This window comes from Halobacillus faecis, from assembly GCF_007991335.1.
GTDB lineage: Bacteria > Bacillota > Bacilli > Bacillales > Halobacillaceae > Halobacillus > Halobacillus faecis.
This window is the reverse complement of record NZ_BJYD01000023.1, coordinates 74,079-89,834: the sequence shown is the minus strand read 5'-3', so window position 1 is coordinate 89,834 and position 15,756 is coordinate 74,079. Positions and strand designations below refer to the sequence as shown.

The 15,756-nt window shown below is 40.8% G+C and carries 17 protein-coding genes; 14 read left to right on the top strand and 3 right to left on the bottom strand.

Annotated features, from left to right (window positions below):
* Positions 1-12: 12 nt before the first annotated feature.
* Positions 13-771 carry a TrmB family transcriptional regulator gene (locus tag HFA01_RS12650; protein WP_146816901.1) on the bottom strand — a complete coding sequence of 253 codons (759 nt, stop codon included), beginning with the start codon at positions 769-771 and terminating at the stop codon, positions 13-15.
* 389 nt (positions 772-1,160) lie between these two features.
* Here HFA01_RS12650 and HFA01_RS12645 point away from each other — a divergent pair, with 389 nt between their 5' ends.
* From HFA01_RS12645 to copZ, 12 genes are all read left to right on the top strand, one after another.
* Entirely contained in the window at positions 1,161-2,330 is a 1,170-nt protein-coding gene (locus HFA01_RS12645; RefSeq protein WP_146816758.1) for an MFS transporter, read from the top strand.
* Between the two features lie 430 nt (positions 2,331-2,760).
* Complete coding sequence (locus HFA01_RS12640) at positions 2,761-2,937, top strand: YfhD family protein (RefSeq protein WP_089654190.1); 177 nt, start codon at positions 2,761-2,763, stop codon at positions 2,935-2,937.
* Between the two features lie 186 nt (positions 2,938-3,123).
* Complete coding sequence (locus HFA01_RS12635) at positions 3,124-4,035, top strand: glycine betaine ABC transporter substrate-binding protein (RefSeq protein WP_146816756.1); 912 nt, start codon at positions 3,124-3,126, stop codon at positions 4,033-4,035.
* Between the two features lie 309 nt (positions 4,036-4,344).
* A complete protein-coding gene (locus HFA01_RS12630; RefSeq protein WP_146816754.1) occupies positions 4,345-5,292 on the top strand; it encodes an AAA family ATPase in 948 nt (315 codons plus the stop codon).
* Positions 5,289-6,497 (top strand): DUF58 domain-containing protein, encoded by a 1,209-nt coding sequence (locus HFA01_RS12625; protein WP_146816752.1) that lies wholly within the window; start codon positions 5,289-5,291, stop codon positions 6,495-6,497. The genes HFA01_RS12630 and HFA01_RS12625 overlap by 4 nt, the downstream gene beginning before the upstream one ends.
* 2 nt (positions 6,498-6,499) lie before the next feature.
* Positions 6,500-7,723 carry a hypothetical protein gene (locus tag HFA01_RS12620; protein ID WP_146816750.1) on the top strand — a complete coding sequence of 408 codons (1,224 nt, stop codon included), beginning with the start codon at positions 6,500-6,502 and terminating at the stop codon, positions 7,721-7,723.
* Between the two features lie 86 nt (positions 7,724-7,809).
* A complete protein-coding gene (locus tag HFA01_RS12615; protein WP_146816748.1) occupies positions 7,810-8,616 on the top strand; it encodes a VLRF1 family aeRF1-type release factor in 807 nt (268 codons plus the stop codon).
* 259 nt (positions 8,617-8,875) lie between these two features.
* Entirely contained in the window at positions 8,876-9,181 is a 306-nt protein-coding gene (locus tag HFA01_RS12610; RefSeq protein WP_146816746.1) for an antibiotic biosynthesis monooxygenase family protein, read from the top strand.
* Complete coding sequence (locus HFA01_RS12605; protein WP_146816744.1) at positions 9,178-9,546, top strand: hypothetical protein; 369 nt, start codon at positions 9,178-9,180, stop codon at positions 9,544-9,546. Before HFA01_RS12610 ends, HFA01_RS12605 begins: the two co-directional genes overlap by 4 nt.
* Positions 9,547-9,557: 11 nt before the next feature.
* Positions 9,558-10,211: a cobalamin B12-binding domain-containing protein gene (locus tag HFA01_RS12600; protein ID WP_246139331.1), complete on the top strand. Its 654-nt coding sequence runs from the start codon at positions 9,558-9,560 to the stop codon at positions 10,209-10,211.
* Positions 10,198-10,962 carry an STAS domain-containing protein gene (locus HFA01_RS12595; protein WP_146816740.1) on the top strand — a complete coding sequence of 255 codons (765 nt, stop codon included), beginning with the start codon at positions 10,198-10,200 and terminating at the stop codon, positions 10,960-10,962. The genes HFA01_RS12600 and HFA01_RS12595 overlap by 14 nt, the downstream gene beginning before the upstream one ends.
* A 130-nt stretch (positions 10,963-11,092) precedes the next feature.
* On the top strand, positions 11,093-11,299 hold the full coding sequence (gene copZ, locus HFA01_RS12590; RefSeq protein WP_146816738.1) for a copper chaperone CopZ: 207 nt from the start codon (positions 11,093-11,095) through the stop codon (positions 11,297-11,299).
* 55 nt (positions 11,300-11,354) lie between these two features.
* Here the strand turns inward: copZ and HFA01_RS12585 are convergent, their stop codons facing one another.
* Entirely contained in the window at positions 11,355-11,684 is a 330-nt protein-coding gene (locus HFA01_RS12585) for a spore coat protein (RefSeq protein ID WP_146816736.1), read from the bottom strand.
* 11 nt (positions 11,685-11,695) lie between these two features.
* Positions 11,696-11,953 carry a hypothetical protein gene (locus tag HFA01_RS12580; RefSeq protein WP_146816734.1) on the bottom strand — a complete coding sequence of 86 codons (258 nt, stop codon included), beginning with the start codon at positions 11,951-11,953 and terminating at the stop codon, positions 11,696-11,698.
* Positions 11,954-12,195: 242 nt separating this feature from the next.
* On the opposite strand from HFA01_RS12580, the gene HFA01_RS12575 reads away from it, so the two are divergent.
* Both HFA01_RS12575 and HFA01_RS12570 read left to right on the top strand, forming a co-directional pair.
* Positions 12,196-13,113 carry a proline dehydrogenase family protein gene (locus tag HFA01_RS12575; RefSeq protein ID WP_146816732.1) on the top strand — a complete coding sequence of 306 codons (918 nt, stop codon included), beginning with the start codon at positions 12,196-12,198 and terminating at the stop codon, positions 13,111-13,113.
* A 219-nt stretch (positions 13,114-13,332) separates the two neighbouring features.
* The gene (locus HFA01_RS12570; protein WP_146816729.1) at positions 13,333-15,732 is read left to right on the top strand and encodes a 3-hydroxyacyl-CoA dehydrogenase/enoyl-CoA hydratase family protein; all 2,400 of its coding nucleotides are present in this window, start codon (positions 13,333-13,335) and stop codon (positions 15,730-15,732) included.
* Positions 15,733-15,756 lie beyond the last annotated feature (24 nt).

Genomic DNA, 15,756 nt, shown 5'->3' with positions numbered 1-15,756 from the left:
TTTGATGGAAAATCAGTACCTTAATTTCATTAAAATGTCCTTGATTTCTTCATCGGCCATGAGTATTCCTTCGTATTTCTTCGTAATTTCAGTCAAAGCGACATCATGATAGAAGAATTCAGTAAAGAACTTCACTAATGGCTTGGATAAAGTATGAATGCCTTGGAAGGCATCACCCTCCACACCGGCAAATAAAATCTCCTCGTGATCAATGATCATAAGCTTGTGCCTTTCGAGGGCTTCGTGTTTTTCATCGGGAAGGAGGACATGGGCATGCAGTTTTCCTGAATCCAGTTCCCCGACAGAAAGAAGCTCTACTTTTATTCCCTCTTTCTTTTTTTCTTCCAGAAGGGGAAGTAGGGGAGCCAATTCATCACTCCATCCAGTCACGAGGATTTCCTCCGTTGCGGTTTGGATCCGCTCTTTTAATAAAGCGTTGATGGAAGCATCATTTTGGATGGTCCACACACGTTCATCCGAATCATGAAGTTTAAAAGTTGAATTTCTTATTTCATCTATGTTGGATTGAAATTCAGTCGTCAGCTTTTCAATCGTTGTGTCCAGTGAAAGGGCGGTGTAAAGTTTTTTTCTTTCTTGAAAAGAAGTGAGAATTAGCCCTTTCTCTACAAGGCGCTGCAGGACTTCATAGATCTTTGATTTTGGAACTTGTGAATATTTGACGATGGATGTGGCATCCATAGGCTCTTCACTTGCTGTAAGAACTTCAAAAACTTGGCTTTCATACTGAGTGAATCCGAATTTCTGTAACATCATGTACCTCGCTTTTTGTGAACAATTTTAGATTAATTGTAGAATAACCTTATTTTAAATAATGGCACGATTGCTGAAGGCTCAGTTTCAAGACTTTTGTTGTGTGGAGGAGGCTGTGGGAATGACTCGCTTTCCGCTAGAACGCGTTGGGCTGCGTCCTGTAGGGTCTCACAAGCACTCTTTTCCTCCGCTTAACTAGGTAAACGAAGTCCGGTGATTTTTGAACTGAGTCCACCATAATCGGTAGCTCTAGTGAAATAAAAGTTTTTTATCAATGCTTTAAATTTAGAATACATGGAGGAATGAAAAACGTAAACATTTCCTCTTGTTTTATCCTTCTCTAATGGTTACCATTGTAGTGGTAACCTAATAGAGAGGGTCATGCAATCATGAATAAAAAAGTTTATTTGTTAGCACTTGTTGCGTTTGTTGTCGGAACCGTTGAATTGATTATCGGCGGGATTTTAGACCTAGTTGCTGATGATCTTGGTATTACTCTTGGTCAAGCAGGCCTATTGATCACTATTTTTTCCTTAGTATTTGCGGTGGCATCACCAATTTTACTAACAGCAACCGCCCGGTTTGACCGAAAAAAATTGATGCTTGTCACGTTGGTTATTTTCTTTCTAGGAAACATGCTCGCCTATTTGAGTCCGAATTACTCTACAATCATGTTGGCAAGGGTATTAACAGCCGCGAGTGGATCATTGCTTGTGGTGCTGGCTGTGACGATTGCTTCTGCAATTGTTACTAAAGAATATAGAGGAAGAGCGATTGGTACCATTTTTATGGGAATCAGTGGTTCCCTTGTTCTTGGAGTACCTATCGGGTTGACGATTGGGAACAGCTTTGGATGGAGGGCACCATTCTTACTAATTAGTGTACTGACTCTGCTCTCTTTTGCGGCTGTTTGGATTTCATTAGGGAAAATTGATCCGAAACCCGTTATTTCTATTAAGGAGCAATTGAGAACGTTGAAAGATAAAAAGATTTTCTCTGCACAGCTGACCTCATTTTTGTTTTTAACAGGTCACCTTGCTCTGTATGCTTATCTGACTCCATTTCTTAAGTCAGAAATGGGGATGAACGGGACTTGGGTGAGTATCGTTTACTTCATCTTCGGCGTTGCTGCCGTTATGGGGGGAGGAGTAGGAGGATTCTTATCAGATAAATTTGGGTCTGAGAGAAGTATTCTCGGGATTATTCTCGTCTTTGCAGTTGCTATTTTCACGATTCCACATGTCACGTTCTCTCTCCCATTATTTTTAATGGTGATGGTGATTTGGAGTGCATTAAGCTGGGCGGTCACACCTGCACAGCAAAATTACCTGATTTCCTCAGCACCTGAAACTTCAGATATTCAGCAAAGCCTGAACAACTCTGCCCTGCATTTCGGGATTGCTTTTGGTTCTTCTATCGGTGGCATTGTCATCGAGCAGACTTCGGTTATTCATAATGCAACCGTTGGAGGATTTTTTGTGCTTATTGCACTGGCCACTGCTTACTTCTCCATTACTCGTGGCAGACAAACGTATGAACAGCAACTCATGCAGCAATAGCAGAAAACTCCACTGAATTATAGAGTCACCTAATAAAACACCTTCAAAGTTGTAATATAACTTACACTTGGAGGTGTTTTTCTTTCCTTTTTATTTAATGGAAACAACTTCCGTTTATTCCAAGTGGAAAAAGGTGAAGGAGAGTCAACAATCGGTTTGCATAAATTCAATAGGAACACTTTTTTAATATATTGAAGCCACCCACATTTTCTCTAATGTAGGTGGATTAATTTGAATGGAGGTACTTTTTCCCATCGCCCTGTTGATCGTGCCAATTCCTATTTTTGAGTTCTTTTGATGGGAGTAGTATATACCTTCGCTAAGTGAACATTCGAACCAAATTATTCAGACACTAGAGCCCATTCTAAAGAATATTTTTGTTGATTCGAAAAATACTATCCTTGTTCCAATTAAAAAGGAGGGGATGAACATGGGTAGAGACGAACACCGTAAGAACAAAGGAAAACAAAAACGTAAGTTACCTCAAACTCCTAAAAATCAGAAGAACATTGATGTAGAGTTCTCTGAAGAATTAGCGGATCGCGAAGATAAAATCGCACAACAAAGAGCAGAAGCTGCAGACCGCCGCGCGCACAAAAAACAATAATTGGTAAATAAAACCACACCAGGTCATCCATTATATGGATGACCTGGTGTGGAATATTCATGCATTAATACATTTTGTACAGTTTAAATTGTTTTAACTTAAATTTCTTTATGGTATAATCTCAAATTGTGTTTAAGTCCTGAATCACATAATAATGCAATGAATACTTAGAGGAGGTCATTTGTTATGAAACAATGGCGTAAATGGTTACCGGCTGTATTGCTTGGAATTCTCTTAACTTTAGCTGCTTGTGGCGGCGAGTCAGGTGAAGATGCATCAAATGGTAACGAAAACGAAGGCGAAAATGCCGAAACTTCTGAAGAAAAAGGAACCGTCCGAATTGGTATGAACAACTGGGCGGAGAATGTTGCCGTATCAAATATGTGGAAACTTGTCCTTGAAGAGAAGGGCTACACTGTAGAGCTGGAACAAGTAGAAAAAGGTTTCCTATATGAAGCTTTATCTAGCGGGGATCTAGATATTGGTATGGAAATCTGGCTTCCGAACACGGACAAAGCGTTTTATGAAAAATATAAAGAAGATATCGACTGGCGTGAAACTTGGTATGAAGGAACAAAATTAGGACTTGCGGTACCAAGTTATATGGAAGATGTGAATTCAATCGAAGATTTAAAAGGTTCTGATGCCTTTCCTGACAAGCAGATTGTAGGGATTGATGCAGGGGCAAGTATCATGTCTCTGACAGAAGAAGTCATTAACGAATATGACTTGGATTATACTCTTGCAGCATCCTCAGAGCCGACGATGATTACAGAGTTGAAGAGTTCCATGGAAAGTGAAGAACCTATTGTCGCGACCCTATGGAAGCCACACTGGGTATTCTCTGAAATGGACCTGAAGTTCTTGGAAGACCCTAAAAATGTTTATGGTGATTCCGAAAATATCTCTTACGCTGCACGTAAAGGTTTAGAAGAGGATCAACCTCAAGTGGTCAAGTGGTTTGACAACTTTATGTTAAATGATGACGAGCTTGGCAGTCTTATGGCTAGCATAAATGAAGCTGGCGATGCCCAGGAAGGGGCTCAAAAGTGGGTGGATGAGCACCAAGACCTTATCGATGAATGGACAAAAGAATAATAGCACTAAAGACCTGCTCTTCTTTGAGCAGGTCTTTTATGTTCTTGGAGCAAACATAAAGATCTACACATTAAATTTTACGATTTTTGTTGGCGCGTTCAGCAACTTTGTTGAGTGTTTTTTCATATACACATTTCCGAGAAGGCATGTATAAGTTTAAAGCCTGTAAATAGGGAGCTACTTTCTCCCACACCCAGCTGAGCACCCACTACCCTTCTTAAAACTGGAAACATCTGAATTGAGAGAGTTGTCTAACATATTTTGGTATAATGGGGAACTGAAGATTTAGTACAAGGGAGTTTTTACATAATGAGTATAGAAAAAATAAGAAAAGCGAAAGAGGCAATCGGTCGAGTCATACTCGGTAAAGATGAGGTTGTAGAGCTTCTGTTTGTCTCGATCATTGCAGATGGACACGCACTTCTTGAAAGTGTGCCTGGTTCTGGAAAGACGAAATTAGCGAAAAGCTTCGCTAAAGTGATGGATGGTCATTTTTCAAGAGTTCAATTCACTCCAGACGTCCTTCCCAGTGATGTTACAGGCATTCAATTCTTCAACCCTAAAACACAAGAATTCGAATTGCGTGAAGGGCCGGTCATGACCAATGTCCTTCTTGCCGATGAAATCAACCGGGCGACTCCGAAGACACAATCCAGTTTGCTTGAGGTCATGGAAGAAAAACAAACGACCGTGGATGGGGAAACATTGAAAATTGCCCCACCACTCTTTGTGATAGCCACTCAGAACCCTGTGGAGGGAAACCAAGGCACATTTCCTCTACCTGAAGCCCAATTGGATCGGTTTTTATTTAAAATCGATCTCGGATACCCGACAGAACAGGAAGAGAAGAATATTTTAAGGACGTATCAAAAGAATGAACCTTTTGATACTTTGACTCCACAAATTTCATTAGAAGAAATCTTGGAAATTCGAGCAAAATCAAAAGAGATTGCCATAGCCGAAGATACGATGAACTATCTTTTGGACCTCGTTCGTTTGACGCGGAAAAGTGAAGATATTGAGTTGGGAGTCAGTACCAGGGGAGCTCTCGCTTTTATGAGAGCGACTCAGGCGCGGGCGTTACTAGCTGGGAATGATTTTGTACGCCCGGAGGATGTGAAATCCTTAGCCCCTTATGTGTTAGAACACCGCATTGTGCTTTCTATGGAGGGAGCAATAAGGAAAACAAAAGAACAGGTGACCCGCGAAGTGATTCAGGAAGTTCCTGTTCCCGTTGAAGCAGGTTCGATCCAGTGACTCATTGGGAAAAACAACTGGGATTGGGAAGAAGGTTTTACGATAGGGTTTTAGCCGCGGTCATCCTCACTGGATTAGTGGGCGTAATCGTCAACCAGCCGATTTTCTATTTTCCTACAGGTCTTCTCCTTATATTTTTAATTGGAAGTAAGATTTTCGATCATTACAGTGGTTCAGATTTTGAACTGCAAAATGTTAAACGTTCGATTCGATTGTTTCCGGGGGATAAAGCTGAATGGAAGCTCCATGTGAACAATTATTCACGGGTGCCTATGTTGAATGGAACATTGTCTTTTGAAACAGGGAAAACGGTGAGTAGTAACAGTGAGATGATGAACGAATTGAACCATTCCTATTCTTACAAATTGCCCTTTTCATTAGTGAGTCGTGGGGAGTCCGTTGTGCATATTCCAGTGAGAGCTGAAAAACGCGGGGTAACAAAAGTAAAGAATATGTCGTTCCGATTTCCCCATTTACTGAATTTCACTCCTATAAAAATGTGGTACAAAAAACCGTATCGAACAGAGTTTATTGTTTACCCGACTCCGGAACCTGTTCGGGGTGTCAAAGAATACATTCATCCGTCCATCGGGGAACAACGCACGAGTTTTTCCCCCTATGAAGATGTTCTAACTCCTGTCGGTACGCGTGATTATGAACAGGGGGACGCTTTTCATAAAATTCACTGGAAAGCGAGTGCGAAATCACAATCTTTGAAGACGAAGGTGTTGGAGCGCGAGGTGAATGGGAGTTGGACGATCATCGTCAACGTAGTGGAACAAACGAGACTAGGAAATGAACGTTTGTCTCCTCGCCTTGAGTCATTATTATCCTACGCATGCTATTTATGCTATACGGCTACAGAACGCGGTAAACCATATGAGATGATCATTAATATGCGCAAACCTCAAAGAAATCCGTATTTTTACCAACAAAAAGGAGAGGGAAGCGTTCATTTACGACAATCCCTGGAAATGCTGGCTCGCATTGATAAACAACATCGGCTGCTGCCTATGGAACAACTGTTTCACTGGTTTGGACCGCGCGGCTTAAACAGTAAAGTTGTTCTTATTGTTGGAGAGATTCCTGATGGAACTTTAGATAAGATCAGAGACTGGCAATCACAAGGTATTGTTGTACTTCAGGTGCAGATGGATAATTCATCTGCCTATTTACGCCCCGCTTTACAAAGAGGGGGTGCTTGAATATGGTGGAAGGTAAAAAGAATATCACTTTTGTTTATCAGACCTTAGGGGAAGCGGTGCTTTTCTTCGTGCTTCTTTTCCCTTTGATTCAATGGACGTCCCAATCCCTTTCCTATGTTCTGTATAGCACGTATGTGATCGTTAGTATCGCTCTGTTTTTTCTATTAAAAAAGTGGTTGCCAGGCCTTTTTCCTTATCTGATTAGTTTAGCAGGGGTCATAGCGACTGCCTATTTTGTAGAAGGCGGTATATTACCAGGGTTCATTGTCGGGTCATTTTTAGCATGGAGATATTATCGTCATGAAAGAGAGCCTGATTTGAATCATGAAATATACTTAATCTTGTGCACATCGATTATAGCTTTTATCATGATTTTCTTTTTCCATTCCTGGGACGTGGTCTATGCACTGATTTCCTTATATGTTGTAACGTGGGGAGGGTATGCGTTCTCCCATTATTACAACGTAGGCAAAAGGGAAAGAAAAGGGGGCGGGATAAGTCTTTTTGTCCTCTTTCTCTCCATAATCACGGGGACCTCTGTGTTGTTGCTTCTTTTTCCATATCTACGTTCAATGATTGGAACACTCTGGAGTGGGATTTCATACACATTTCTCATAGGAGTCAACGGAATTTTGACACTCCTTGCAAAGATAGGTCTGGATGTTTCTAAAATAGAGCCTATGGAAGAGGGCTCTTTGCCGCGAATGGAGATTTCATCTCAAGAAAGACAAGAAGAACTGCAGCGAATGAATGATAGCACTCAAGAAACTACCCAGAAAGTAGTAGAAGCAATTGAAACAGGAACCATCATCTTTATAGTTGTTGCACTTCTTTTGGGCTTGGTCATCCTTTTCTTTTTAAGAAAAAAAGCGAACATGGATATGGAAACCGTCTCTAATCCTCTCAACTATCAGTATCATGTGTATGAGGAAGGGGAGGGCAGGAGGTCATCTTCTTCTTTTCTTTTTCATAGGTCGTGGCGGGCAGAAGGTCAGGTAAGAAAACAGTTCCTCACATTTGAACGTTTTGCCGCTCGTAATGGATTGGGCAGATTTACAAATGAATCACTTGAGGACTGGTTTCATAGGATTGGACTTGATATTGACTCAACCTTCCTTTATCAAAAAGTACGGTATGGCAGTCAAATGTTAACGCCGGAGGAAAAAGAAAAATTTGAGATTGAATTAAAAGAATTGAAACTAAAAATCATCGAGAAAAAGCAATGACCTCTAGAAATGAGTTTAAGCACTTCTTTTTCAGGAAACATACAGAATAGATTCGAATTACAATTCTTGAAAGGAGTCGCTGTTTTATGGACTTAAATAAAGAAATAAAGAAACTAGAGGCAGTACATTTAGAAAAACCACAAAAAGTATTTACGATGTATTTAAACACCGACCCTTCCGACCCTGATCAACAAGGGGGAGAATGGAAGATTCATTTAAAAAATGGATTGAATAATTTCGAATCCTATCTTCAGGAAGATGGCGATTCGGACGAGAAGAGAAACTATTGGGCAGTAAAAGAAAAAGTGGAGCAATTCATAGAAGAAAATGAACAACACTTTGCTAAGAGTGTTGTCCTCTTCGTCACTGGCGATGAGACGGTATGGTTTGCGGAGCGTTTCCAAATGCCTGTGAAAACAGAATTCTACTGGGAAGAAACTCCTGTCCTCGATCAATTGAAAGAAATGCAGAATACGTTCCCTAAGACAGGAATCATCTTAACTCAGAAAAATCAAATTAAATTGATTGATGCAGAGCTTGGAACGTTGAATGATACTCAGTTGTTTGAACTTGATCTGGATACGGAAGATTGGAGACAGCATCAAGGGCCGCACCGTGCTCAGCCTTCTATGGGATCTGGTGGTGCCAAAACTTCCAAGAGGGATCAATTTCAAGAGCGCTTTGAAGCCAATCGTTACCGTTGGTACAAGAGTGTAGCTCCTAAGATTGATAAACTAGCTAAAGAATATGGCTGGGAGCGCTTCTACCTTGTCGGTGATAAAGAAGAGCTGAAAGACCTGCAGGATAACATGAATAAAGAAGCGGATGATATGATCAACAAAAATCTTCTGGACCATGAAGAGATGCATGTACTTGAGGAAGTTGTACAATAGTAGGAGAAAGTAAGAAGGTGCTGGTGTGATAGCCGGCACCTTTTTTAATGTATGGAGAGTTCTGGACTACAAAAGAGGCGTTCCTTCGTTTCGAATAGGAGCAACCTGCGGCTGTACATTCTAGGTCTTAATTTATATATCCCCAAGAGGTTTATGTGCATTTATTGGACAGCTTAAGGAGAATCTTAACATTATACATAGAAGAAAAAGGTATGATAAAATATTATTTAATGAAAATAAATAGATTGGGGAATGACACATGTTCGTCGTAGATTCTATGGTGCAGGTACCAGACCATAAAGCAGATGATTTAATTGATATATATAGAAAACGATCCCGTCTTGTAGACCAGGCGGATGGTTTTATTTCCTTTCAACTCCTGCAGAACGACAGGAAACCTGGGGAACTAACGGTACACTTGGAATGGGAATCTAAAGAGGCATACCTCAATTGGGCCCGTAGTGAACAATTCAAGAAAATCCATGAATTAGAAAAGCAATATCCCGATCAGGAACTTCAGGGGATCGTGCCGAAGGTTTCTAAATATGAGGTGGTCGCAACGTGAACAAGTCCGAGCAAAGCCGCTTAGTTCAATTGGTAGCCGATGAAATTTACGAGGCTTATCCATACCTTTGGGAAAAATTTGGCCAGAACGGAAGAGACCGGACCGAAGAAGATAACTTCCATCATTTAGATCATTTGCAGGCGGCCTATGAGATGGAGAGTGTCGATTTTTTTATTGATTATACGAAGTGGCTGAATACAGTCCTTACCTCGAGGGAAGTTCCTACTTCACTGATCATTGATAATTATGAACGCCTGGTACGCCTTCTTAAAGACATGGAGGTTGTGGACGAGGTCGAAAAACAGTGTTATATCAAATATTTGGACGAGGCCTTACAACATTTGCATACACTTTCAAAGAGGTGAATACTTTGGACGTGCAACACGAAATTTTAGCCCATCATTTCCTTCAAGGGGATGAACAAGGGGCAGAAGAATATATTAAAACTTTATTAGAAAAACATCCGAGAGCATATTTGTATGAAGATATTATTACTCCCGCCATGTATTATATTGGCGAACTTTGGGAGAGAAATGAAATATCCGTTGCTGACGAACACCTGGCTACAGCCATCTGCGACTTCGTGCTTTCAAAACTTCACTCAGAAAGCGGTCTTGTAAGTAGAAGACATCAAAAAAACTTCAAAGCTATGTTATTCGGTGTAGAAGAAGAACAGCATTACATAGGTTTGAAAATGGTGGCGGATACGTTTAAAAATCATGGATGGAGAGTGCGTTATTTGGGACCGGACCTTCCTTTAGAACACTCTTTCACCCAAATCCAAAAATACAGACCTGATGTCATTGGAATATCAGCAGCCTTGCCTTATCGTCTCAAAACAATTAAGAGGTTGTTGGAGCGGTTTTCTCAATTAGAATGGAATCCGCTGATTATGATTGGCGGAAGAATAGTAAAGAAGTACGACTTGAAAGAATTTGAATCTGAACACGTGATGGTTGTCAAGGATATGGATCATCTTAAACGTTGGTTCAATGAAGGAAGGGAAGAAACGATCAATGAAACGAGTTGAACGCAGCTTTCCTTTGCCACACTTTATCATCAATAAAAACTTTAAGATTGAATCCTTATCGGATGAGGCTGTTGAGATGTTCGGCGAAATAAACAATCTTTTAAATGTTATGGACGAAGGAAGCCTCACCAAGATTGAGAAATGGGTCACCCCGGATGTTCATAAACTTTCTGTAGAAATTGCAATCAAGCCTTCTGATGAAAAGCAGAACCCTATTACATCCGATATGCATGTGAAGTGGAAAAATGATTTGTATGCAGAAGTGTTGATCATACCAAAAGATGAACAGTTATCGAAAGTTACCAAAACCATGGATCAATTGCGGTCCCGTTTGAATGATACAAACTTTCAACTGCTTGAAGAAAAAGAGAAATTGGAAGACGCAATCCAACATGGGAATCGACTCTCGGCTCCGTTTATACGCCTAACGGAAGAAACCGCCTTAGTTCCGCTCTTTGGTCATATTACGGCTGATAAAATGTACTCAGTGGAAGAGCCATTGCTGCAAGCCACACAGAACGGGGATACAGAGAGGGTTCTTTTTGATTTTACGGCAGTAGGACAAATCGACGAGGATGGAGCCCAACTATTGAAAAATTTAATGACATCCTTATGTTACATGGGCTCACAAGTCATCATCACCGGAGTTCGTCCAGAGCAGGTGAAACGGATCCAAATGATACATTTTTCTTCGGAAATTACTTTTATGAATTCTCTGCATCAGGCATTAAAGAAATATTGCAGTGATTAAAACTACCCGCTCCTTAAATGAGGAAGCGGGTTTTTAAGTATTCAAAGGTCATGATAAAAAAATATGTTAAAAAATCATTCCTTTGTGGAATAGTTCAATATGAGCTTAGATTCAGAAAGGGTGTAAGAACATGGAGATGACTTTAGAAGTAAATGGTATGACTTGTAATCACTGCGAGAAGTCCGTGAAGGGTGCCCTTCAAGAATTGGAAGGCGTCCATGGTGTTGAAGTTGACCTAGACAGTGGGAAAGTAAATATCACATATGATGAAGCTTTTGTAAGCAAAAAGTTGATGAAGGAAGCCGTAGAAGCTCAAGGATATGAGCCAGTAGGGTAAACAAAGAGAAGCCCGGAATACCGGGCTTCTTTTTTAGCTCTACAATCGGTATTAACTACTGTACGTTGTATGGCAATTGGGTCTTGTACCCTGTGAATTGTTGATACGTCTGATCGATTTTTTGTTTTTCCGCCTGCTCAAGGGCGTACCATCCGTTTTTAAACATGAGGTTATATAAGTTGCGTTGACAGTCCTGGGTTTCTTTGAAGATTGTAGCAAGATCTTGATAAAGGTTTTGATTGCTAGCTTCATTCAACGCGATGTTGTAAGAAGCGGTCATGTACTTTTCGGTTGTCAGCTGATCATTAACAAAATCTCTTTCATTCATTTGTGGAGTTTTAGGGACGTTTGTTTCAGGATTTTGTATCTTTTGAGTTTGATTCATAGTGCTCCTCCTCAGTTGGTTGTTTGGGATTGAGAATTTAAATGATTAAGCAGCTTATCATAATGACGCTGATGCATTTGACCTGCTTCCTCTAAAGCGGCTTGTATTTCCGGTGTTTGGCAATTTTGAGCAAAGAAGTGAGCTTTCTTACAGGCATTCAAATTCCAGGACAGCATATCCGCAAGGTAAAGCTGATCTTTTGTGCTTACGATGTTGGGAACTTGAGACATAGGCTGGGATTGTTGCATGGATTGGTTTTGTTGTTGCATCACGATTCCTCCTTCTTTTTTCATTTTTATTATGACCTTCATCTTCATTTCTATAAGAAAAAATCACGTCGCTAATTCTAGGTAGTAAATCTCTTCGTGAAAGAGCGGAGGATTTGTCGAAGCAAACATTATTTTTACCCATTTCATCTAATAAATGATAAAATAGTAGTATGTTAACGATTACATGACAGAAAAATCAAAATGTATTTTGTGAGCGGGAACAAGGTTTAGGGGGTTGGAGAATGGAACGGATACTCAGAAACTTTTTTCTTTTTTTATCAAAGAATCGCTTTTTTACAAAGTTAGCAAAAAAATATGGTCTTCGCTTTGGTGCAGGGAAGTTCGTAGCAGGAGAAACTGTTCCTGATGCCGTTGAAACAATCAAAGGATTAAATAAGAAAGGGATGGCTGTGACCATCGATCATCTAGGGGAATTTATTGATAGTGAAGCAGAAGCAAGGGAGGCAGCAGAAGGCTGCGTAGAAGCGATCGAGGCGATTGCAGAACATCAGTTGGACTCCCAGCTTTCTTTAAAGTTAACGTCTATGGGTCTTGATATATCGGAAGACCTTGTCATGGAGAATATGCGCAGAATCCTGGATGTCGCTGAAGAAAAAGATGTGTTTGTCACCATTGACATGGAGGATTACGAAAGATGTAAAAAAACGCTTGAAATATTTAAGAAGCTGCGTGAGGACTATGAGCACATCGGAACCGTATTACAGTCCTACTTATACCGCACTGTAGAGGATATAAAAGAACTCGACAAGTATAGCCCCAATTTAAGACTTGTGAAAGGTGCTTATAAAGAGTCGCCGAAGGTCGCTTTTCCTGACAAAAAAGATGTAGATGAAAATTTGAAAAAAATCATTCGTATCCATTTGCTGAATGGAAATTATACGGCTGTAGCCAGTCACGATGATCGAATGATTGAATATACGAAATCTCTTGTTGAAGAAAAGGATATATCAAAGGAACATTTCGAATTTCAAATGCTTTATGGAATCAGGGTGGAAAGACAAGAGGAGTTAGTAAAAGAAGGATATAAAATGCGGGTTTATGTCCCTTATGGGAATGACTGGTATGGATATTTTATGAGAAGGCTTGCAGAGAGACCGGCGAACGTTGCCTTTGTGTTAAAAGGTGTGTTCGGAAAATAATCAATTGCCCGCAGATCTGCGGGCAACCTATGTGACGGTCATGCATAGAATATATGAACCATTAAAAACTTCAAAGGAAAATTTTACAGAATTATGTGGAAAAGGATTGCGAAATGTCTGAAAATATTTTATATTATACATAGATACGAATTAGCCGTACTTATTTTTTTGGCTGTAAAATGAATGAGTATTCATTCAAATGAGATAGGGGGAAATGAAATGAATCACAAAATCAAGCGGGCAGCCGTCCTTGGATCAGGAGTAATGGGCGCAGGGATCGCCGCACACTTAGCAAATGTAGGAATACCTACATTAATGATGGATATCGTCCCTCGCGAATTGACGGATGCAGAAGCAAAAAAGGGGCTCACGTTAGAAGATAAAGCTGTGAGGAACCGAATTGCTGCTGAAAATAAAAAAGCACTTCTTAAACAAAAACCTTCACCACTTACAAGTAAACAAAATCTCGATCTTATTGAAGTAGGAAACTTTACCGATGATATGGAACGTTTATCTGACGTCGATTGGATCATTGAAGTAGTTGTTGAGAACCTTGATATCAAGAAAAAAGTTTTAGCAGATGTTGATCGTCATCGTAAGAAAGGCGCATTTGTAAGTTCCAATACTTCAGGAATTTCCATTGAAGCCATGTCCGAAGACTGCAGCGAGGATTTCAAAGCTCATTTCTTAGGCACACACTTCTTCAACCCGCCACGTTATTTGAAGTTATTAGAAGTAATTCCGACGAAGCACACGAGTCCAGAAGTTCTTCAATTCATGAAAGCATTTGGAGAAGATGTTCTTGGCAAGGGTGTGGTCGAAGCGAAAGACACGCCGAACTTCATTGCTAACCGAATTGGAACATACGGTCTTTTAGTGACTGTTCAACAAATGCTTGAAAAAGGGTACTCCGTCGGTGAAGTGGATTCTGTCACCGGACCCATGATTGGCCGGCCAAAAAGCGCCACCTTCCGTACGCTGGATGTTGTTGGATTGGATACGTTTATTCATGTGGCGAACAACGTGTACGATCAAGTAGAAGGGGAAGAAAAAAAGGCTTTCGAAACCCCTGACTTCATGAAAAACATGCTTGAAAAAGGATGGTTGGGATCGAAGAGCGGGCAAGGGTTCTTCCTTAAGCAGAAAGGGGAAAAGGGAAGCGAAATCCTTCAGCTTAATCCTGAGACCCTTGAATATGAAAAACGAGGCAAGTTGAAAACCAAGGCCACTGAGATGGCGAAACAGGAAAAAGGTCCACAGCGGAAATTGAAAACCCTTATAAACGCTGAAGGAGACCGTGCTGGAGACTTGGTCTGGTCTGTTGTAAAACCTGTTCTCCTCTATTCAGCAGAATTGTATGGTGAAATTGCTGATGATGTACCATCTATTGATGATGCCATGCGATGGGGATTCGGATGGGAGCTCGGTCCATTTGAAATGTGGGACAGCATCGGAGTGAAAGCGTCTGTTGAGCGTATGAAGAAAGAAGGAGAGACGATTCCAACATGGGTGGAGAAGATGTTGGATCAAGGAATCGAAACGTTTTATAAAAAGGAAAATGGAAACGTTTACTTCTATCATGCAGGAGAATACAGACAGCAGTCCTTTAATGACAAGGTCATCAACCTTAAACGCTTGAAAGAAGAGCGGGAGGTTATCAAGAAAAATGCTGGTGCGAGCTTAATCGACCTTGGCGATGGGGTTGCAGGATTAGAGTTTCATTCCAGAAGTAATGCCATTGGGCTTGATATCATTCAAATGATTAATTTTGCCATCGATCATGTAGATGAGAACTTTGAAGGTCTTGTCATCGGAAACCAGGCGAAGAACTTCTGTGTGGGTGCAAATCTTGGAATGATTCTTATGGAAGCGCAAGACTTTAACTTCTTTGAAATCGAAATGGTCGTGAAAAGTTTCCAGGATAGTATGATGAAAATGAAATATTCGGATAAGCCAGTTGTGGCCGCACCTTTCGGAATGACCCTTGGAGGTGGAGCCGAAGTTTGTCTGCCTGCTGATGCCATTCAGGCTTCGCAGGAAACCTATATGGGTCTGGTGGAAGCTGGTGTCGGTCTCATCCCTGGTGGCGGTGGAAATAAAGAGCTTTATATCAAACACTTGAGAAACGTACCTGAAGGCATTGATTTTGACCTTCAAAAGGTAGCGAACAGTGTGTTTGAGAAAATCGCTATGGCGAAAGTATCTACTTCAGGGGAGGAAGCGAAGGAGAATGGTTTCTTAGATTCACGCGATGCAATTAGTGTCAACGGTGATCACCTCCTTCATGATGCGAAACAGAAAGTGCTCGGGTTAGCTAGGTCAGGCTACCAGGCACCTAAACGGACAAAAATACCTGTAGTTGGCGAGCAGGGCTATGCAACGATGGTTCTGGGAGCTAAATCACTTGCGCTAAGTGGATATGCGAGTGAACACGACCTTAAAATCGCTGAAAAACTAGCTTTTGTCCTGTCCGGAGGAAAGTTAAAAGAAGGAACACTCGTGGATGAACAGTATTTATTAGATCTTGAACGGGAAGCCTTTTTAAGTCTAGTAGGTGAGCCGAAGTCACAAGCTCGTATGCAGCACATGCTTATGAAAGGCAAACCGCTACGCAATTAATTCAATTTAAAGAGGGGGAAGAGT